The organism is Plebeiibacterium sediminum, assembly GCF_026013605.1.
Taxonomy (GTDB): domain Bacteria; phylum Bacteroidota; class Bacteroidia; order Bacteroidales; family Marinilabiliaceae; genus Saccharicrinis; species Saccharicrinis sediminus.
On the sequence record NZ_JAPDPJ010000259.1, the window covers coordinates 1 to 629 of the forward strand.

At 37.4% G+C, this 629-nt stretch carries 1 protein-coding gene; it reads right to left on the reverse strand.

Annotated elements, in window-relative coordinates; all coding sequences use genetic code 11:
• Positions 1-629, reverse strand: a 629-nt coding sequence (locus tag OM075_RS25365) for an IS91 family transposase (protein ID WP_301193358.1), incomplete at both ends; no start/stop codon positions are given.

Below are 629 nucleotides of genomic sequence, written 5' to 3' on the forward strand. Positions count from 1 at the left end.
TCACCACCACAATCTTTACAACTAAGACAGGAACGTTTTCCAAACTTCATTTCAAGTACCTGAGCTCTTGAAAGTTTTAGTTTATGAAAAGTTACCTTTAAGTCTTTGCGTAATAGCTCTAAACATTTGGATTTATTGCGAGCACTCAAAAAGCCAAGATGCCTTATTCTTCTGAAATGAGGTGGGACGATATGTTCCACAAACCTTTTTAAAAAATCAACGCCAGTGATAGTTTGCGTTTCCGATTTATAATTATCCTTTCTGTTGTACCATTTAAAAGTAACATGAGTATCAGTTACTTTTAAAATACGTGCATTAGAAATCGCCACCCGGTGTGAGTATCTACCCAAATATTCCACTACAGAATGTGGCGAACCAAAGGCTTGTTTGGCATACACCACCCAGGGTTCCGGAATTAAATTGCGAGGCACAAACTTGTGTATTTTACCCTGTTGCTTCAACTTACGCAGCTTTTTAGCAAAAATGGCACTAAACTTATTCGACATTTGTTTTACATCAAACAAGAAGTCACCATTTTGTTTGGTTGTTTTCCAATGTCCATTTTTGTTGATACCACCTGCCGGAATAATATAATGTATATGCGGATGGTACTTCAGCTGTTGATCCCA